The organism is Agaribacter flavus (assembly GCF_042646125.1).
Taxonomy (GTDB): domain Bacteria; phylum Pseudomonadota; class Gammaproteobacteria; order Enterobacterales; family Alteromonadaceae; genus Glaciecola; species Glaciecola flavus.
In genome coordinates, this window is the sequence record NZ_JBHRSW010000028.1 from 1 (window position 1) to 3,519 (window position 3,519).

At 39.1% G+C, this 3,519-nt stretch carries 8 protein-coding genes and 1 pseudogene; 5 read left to right on the forward strand and 4 right to left on the reverse strand.

The annotated features are described in order from the left end of the window. Positions 1-179: 179 nt before the first annotated feature. Entirely contained in the window at positions 180-668 is a 489-nt protein-coding gene (locus ACFOHL_RS12970) for a hypothetical protein (protein ID WP_376920661.1), read from the forward strand. A 46-nt stretch (positions 669-714) separates the two neighbouring features. On the opposite strand, the pseudogene ACFOHL_RS12975 reads toward ACFOHL_RS12970, so the two are convergent. Next, positions 715-972, reverse strand: a pseudogene (locus ACFOHL_RS12975) (transposase); the annotation flags it as partial. A gap of 126 nt (positions 973-1,098) precedes the next feature. Between ACFOHL_RS12975 and ACFOHL_RS12980 the strand changes: the two are divergent. Further along, complete coding sequence (locus ACFOHL_RS12980) at positions 1,099-1,341, forward strand: type II toxin-antitoxin system Phd/YefM family antitoxin (protein WP_376920662.1); 243 nt, start codon at positions 1,099-1,101, stop codon at positions 1,339-1,341. Continuing rightward, entirely contained in the window at positions 1,317-1,601 is a 285-nt protein-coding gene (locus ACFOHL_RS12985; protein WP_376920663.1) for a Txe/YoeB family addiction module toxin, read from the forward strand. The genes ACFOHL_RS12980 and ACFOHL_RS12985 overlap by 25 nt, the downstream gene beginning before the upstream one ends. A gap of 98 nt (positions 1,602-1,699) precedes the next feature. Here the strand turns inward: ACFOHL_RS12985 and ACFOHL_RS12990 are convergent, their stop codons facing one another. Both ACFOHL_RS12990 and ACFOHL_RS12995 read right to left on the reverse strand, forming a co-directional pair. After that, a complete protein-coding gene (locus tag ACFOHL_RS12990) occupies positions 1,700-1,978 on the reverse strand; it encodes a Txe/YoeB family addiction module toxin (protein ID WP_376920664.1) in 279 nt (92 codons plus the stop codon). Then, positions 1,959-2,231 (reverse strand): type II toxin-antitoxin system Phd/YefM family antitoxin, encoded by a 273-nt coding sequence (locus tag ACFOHL_RS12995; protein WP_376920665.1) that lies wholly within the window; start codon positions 2,229-2,231, stop codon positions 1,959-1,961. Before ACFOHL_RS12995 ends, ACFOHL_RS12990 begins: the two co-directional genes overlap by 20 nt. 355 nt (positions 2,232-2,586) lie before the next feature. Between ACFOHL_RS12995 and ACFOHL_RS13000 the strand changes: the two genes are divergently transcribed. Continuing rightward, positions 2,587-2,865: a type II toxin-antitoxin system RelE/ParE family toxin gene (locus ACFOHL_RS13000; RefSeq protein WP_376920666.1), complete on the forward strand. Its 279-nt coding sequence runs from the start codon at positions 2,587-2,589 to the stop codon at positions 2,863-2,865. Further along, positions 2,865-3,164 (forward strand): HigA family addiction module antitoxin, encoded by a 300-nt coding sequence (locus ACFOHL_RS13005; protein WP_376920667.1) that lies wholly within the window; start codon positions 2,865-2,867, stop codon positions 3,162-3,164. The genes ACFOHL_RS13000 and ACFOHL_RS13005 overlap by 1 nt, the downstream gene beginning before the upstream one ends. Positions 3,165-3,207: 43 nt before the next feature. Here the strand turns inward: ACFOHL_RS13005 and ACFOHL_RS13010 are convergent, their stop codons facing one another. Continuing rightward, complete coding sequence (locus tag ACFOHL_RS13010) at positions 3,208-3,432, reverse strand: type II toxin-antitoxin system YafQ family toxin (protein WP_449189031.1); 225 nt, start codon at positions 3,430-3,432, stop codon at positions 3,208-3,210. Between the last annotated feature and the right edge of the window lie 87 nt (positions 3,433-3,519).

Sequence of the window (3,519 nt, forward strand, 5' to 3'; positions counted from 1 at the left end):
TTGGTTTGGTTGCCATCTCAGGATAAACTCAAATTTATCTGAGGAGGAGGCTCAATGAGTATCAAGGCGCTCAAGTCGTTCCCTTCGGTCACTGGGATGCTAACGCGCGGCGGCTTCGCCATTATGCCGCACGCCAGCACCCCTTAGCTTAAAGTTAGCAGGTAAAGGAGTATGCACCTATGGAGAATATAGAGGATGAATATGTGGCTAGAATTATTCTCTATAAACTCGATTTCCAAGAAGCCAGAGACTATTTAATAAAAGCAAAAGAAGTAAAAGATAAGTTTATACGTGATGGTTTAATCAAGATCGCGATAGTCACATACGCAAAACCTTTTTTAGCTAGTACAGGTATCCACAAACCTATAAAAAAATTCCGTTTAAATAAAGAGGATGTTATACCAGAAGAGTATTTTTGGCTTCACGAAATGTTTATTAATTATCGTGGAAACTTTATCGGCCATTCTAATTTTAACACCATGAAACCAGTTGTTCCTAAGGAGCCTGAACGTAAAGGTGGAATGGTTGCGATGGTGACTCATACTACCATCTCTTATGAGCACTGGTTTGAAATTGATCCTGATTTTAGCGATATGCCTTTATTGATAGACCAAGCCATCAATTTATTTACAATTGCAGCTAATAAGTTTCTTAATAAAGACATATAGAGAAATGTCTTTATTACCTGCTAACAAGAGACTATGGCGTCAATAGTTAATTTTGCACTTTTGGCGCTTCCCAGGAAATCTCATCTCGCAGCATCGCATTTAAGATAACAATCATCTTTCTCACACAGGCAATAATGGCTACTTTTTTGACCTTTCCCACGTCTAACAATCGTTTGTACATTGACTTAAACACAGGGTTACATTGCATGGCAGACATCATCGCCATGTACAAAACCGTTCTTACCTGATGCCGGCCACCTTGGATTTTTCCTAATCCTTTGTAACGACCGCTATTGAGCGATAATCTGGACGCGTATCTATGTTTGTTGTTTTAACTTTTGAATGCGCGCCAGATATCAACAAATGTTAGGTTTTCTTTGACATAAAGTACGCTTTAGCGTACGCTTTGACGAATTATGGAGGAGTAATTATGTCTACTTTATCTGCCACAGAAGCTAGAGCTAACTTGTACCGTGTCATTGATGAAACAGCTGAATCACACGAGCCAGTTTTAATAACCAGTAAGAGAAACAACGCGGTGCTTGTTTCAGAAAGCGATTGGAACTCAATCCAAGAAACTCTTTACCTTCTCTCTATACCCGAGATGCGAGAATCTATCAAAGAGGGAATGGAAGCAGATATATCTGGATGCTCGGAGGATCTAGACTGGTGACATGGAAGGTCGTTTACACTAAGCAGGCTCAAAAAGATGCTAAGAAGCTCGCAAGCGGTAATCTGAAGTCTAGAGCAAAATCTCTCATTCAAATAATCACTGAAAACCCTTATCAAATACCTCCTCCCTATGAAAAATTAGTTGGCGATCTTGATGGAGCTTACTCAAGACGCATTAATATCCAGCACCGTCTTGTTTATCAAGTTTTAGAGGATGTTCAAACAATAAAGGTTTTACGGATGTGGACACATTATGAGTAGGAAACCTAACAAAATGTTGAACAGAGATTATCAGCCCATGTCATGCCGCTTGCATTCGCAAGCGCCACGGCATAACTTGATAACTCGTTAACATGGTGTTATGTTTTTTTATGATCGTCGTAATGTCCACCAATGGCGAAAATATAAATATATTCATCATCAAATTTGTAAATCAATCTATCTTTTTGCGAAATCCGTTTTGACCATAGTCCTGATAATTTATGCTTTAACGGCTCTGGCTTGCCTAAGCCACTACTAGGGTCAGTTCGCAACATTTCTTTTAAAATCTTACATAAAGACTTATGTAATTTTTTATCTTTTTCTCTAAGTTGCTCATATACGAACCAAGTTTTACCTTCAAAGATTAGTGATCTCATCCAATTGCTCTTTTGTTGGTTTATAGCCTTGGTTTGTTGTATGAGTTTTCATAGATTCAGCTATTTGTTGCATTAAGCTGTTGCTTTGTAACACATGCAAAGTTTCTTGTTCGCGTTCCCAATCATCAGCACTCATTACAACAAAGTCGTCACCTGCACGCCGAGTTACTTTTAATGGTTCGTGCTCGTTAACAGTTTGTTCCACATAAGATTTTAAATTATCTCTAAATTGATTTACGCTTATACTATTCATAGTAAATTGACCTTTATGTACGGTATTGTCGTACATTGTAGTATAAAAAACATAACAAGCCAATTAATAGGACGCAAACGCTAGGCTTGCGCTCCTTCGTCGCAAAGTTTAGCCTAGCATTTTTGCTCCTATTATTAGGGCGTTGAGACTGTAGAAAAAGTCGTTCTATATTTTTACTACAGAAAGCTGAATAAATATTAAGCTTTTTCAGCGTTGCTAAGTGAATCTTGGATAGGTCGAACCATTGAACTATAGAAATAATCAACGTAGAGCGTGAAGTATTTTTCGCGTTTTAGTTTTTCTACAGCCTCGTTATGCGGTTTGATAGTGTTGCGCAACATGCTACAATGTTTAAATGATAAGGTCATTCAAACACAAAGGCCTAAGGTTATTTTTTGAAAAAGGAAGCACCAAAGGCATTCAAGCAGCTCATGCTTCAAATCTACGAATGCAGCTTGCAGCTTTGCATTCGGCAACGGAAATTAATGACCTAGACATTCCTGGATATAGACTCCATCCGTTAAAAGGGAAACTAAGTAACCTGTGGTCAATCACAGTTAATGGTAATTGGCGGATTACGTTCGAATTTGAAAGCGGAAATGTTTATATCGTAAATTATGAGGATTACCACTAATGAATATGCACAATCCCCCTCATCCTGGCGAGTTTATTTCTCAAACTTACATGGAGCCGTTTAACTTAAGTTGTCGACAGCTTGCTAAACATTTAGATGTAGCACCCTCGACGTTGAATCGCGTATTAAAAACTCAAAGCGGAATCAGCCCCGAGATGGCGTTACGTTTATCTAAAGTTGTCGGGCGTAGTCCAGAAAGTTGGCTCGCAATGCAGGATCACTACGATTTGTGGCAAGCTAAGCAGACTGTAGAATTAGATAAAATAACTAAGATCGAGTTGAAAGTCGCATACAATTAGCTTGAAAGAGGGGCTTGCTCTCCGCGGCTTGTCCGTTACATGCCTACCGAAACAACTCACTATGGCTTCCGATACGGGCTAATTTTAGGGCTCCATCTTCTGACTTATAAATGAGCACTAGATCCGGTTTTACATGGCAATCTCGGTAGCCCTGCCAATTCCCTGAAAGTGGGTGGTCTACGTATTTTTCTGCTAATTCATTGCCAAGTTGTAACTGTTTAATGACATGGCCAACCTCTACGACATCAGGGATTGGTAGCTTGGCTATTTTTTAAAAGTCTTTTTTAAACCTGACATCCCGCACCCATTTTAAGAATAAATTTGTTGATAGTGGTAGCCCAAGCAGTTGACGATA